Origin of the sequence: Leptolyngbya sp. BC1307 (assembly GCF_002286735.1) — a bacterium.
Lineage (GTDB): Bacteria > Cyanobacteriota > Cyanobacteriia > Phormidesmidales > Phormidesmidaceae > Phormidesmis.
In genome coordinates this window covers 1-992 of the sequence record NZ_NRTA01000161.1, presented here as the reverse complement: position 1 = coordinate 992, position 992 = coordinate 1, and the positions used below count along the sequence as shown (strand labels likewise).

The 992-nt window shown below is 49.1% G+C and carries 1 protein-coding gene; it reads right to left on the bottom strand.

Features of this window, described 5'->3' with window-relative positions; translation table 11 throughout:
- Nucleotides 1–225: 225 nt before the first annotated feature.
- Nucleotides 226–774, bottom strand: a complete 549-nt coding sequence (locus CKL79_RS22545; RefSeq protein WP_121971726.1) for a recombinase family protein — start codon at nt 772–774, stop codon at nt 226–228.
- Between the last annotated feature and the right edge of the window lie 218 nt (nt 775–992).

Genomic DNA, 992 nt, shown 5'->3' with positions numbered 1-992 from the left:
GGTTTCCTTCATCTGCTCATCTAGCATCCCCTAGCCTCTCTCAACTGACTTAACTCCGCCTTATAATGACCGGTAATGTATTTTATTGCCAGCCCCTTAGTCCAGAAACCGAAGTCAACAGAGAACTGCTCTCGAAAGTTATCTATTTGAATCTCGCCTCGGCCTTCTTCTGTCACTGAGAAGTTGTACATCAAAAACCTGTTGTTTGATGTGCCAGAAGTGTCTTCAGACAACTAACCGATAGTAGCTGGCACGGCTGATGCCGACCCGCTTGCAAATGTCTGTGCTGCTTAGCTTACCCTCATCAGCTAGGCGCTTTGCTTCTAGCTCCTGTCCCCTTGTGATGATCTTCTTCCGACCACCTTTTCGACCTCTCGCCTTGGCCGCCGCTAGACCTGCCAGGGTACGTTCGCGAATGATGTCGCGCTCTAGCTCAGCAATAGAGGCCGTCATTCGGAAGAAAAACTTCCCCATTGCAGATGAAGTATCGATCTGCTCTTTCAAACTACGCAACTCAACGCCTTGCCTCTCAAGGTCTTCAGCTAGCGCGATCAAATGCTTAGTTGAGCGGCTAGCGCGATCTAACTTCCAGATGACCAGTGTGTCACCCTTCCGTAGATGGTCAAGACAGTTATCCCATTCTGGGCGGCTACCCTTAGCTCCACTCTCGTCCTTATCACAGAAGGTGCGATCGCACCCGTCAGCGTTGAGTGCATCGAGCTGTAAATCTAGATCCTGCTCAAAGGTAGAGACTCGTGCGTAGCCAACTTTCAAATTTTCGTCTCATAACGCATCTATGCTATCTCTTTATAATACATAGGACACTGTTGGCGGTGCGATGTAGATAAGTCGAGTGCAGGGCTATTTCATTTTAAAGATGCGCTTGAGGGTGTCTAAGCCAAACTGGCAACAGCGCTGAGCTTGAGCCATGTTGACAAACGCATTGTCACGGTAGACGTTGAGCGCAAAATTGCGTGCCACCGCAAAGATTT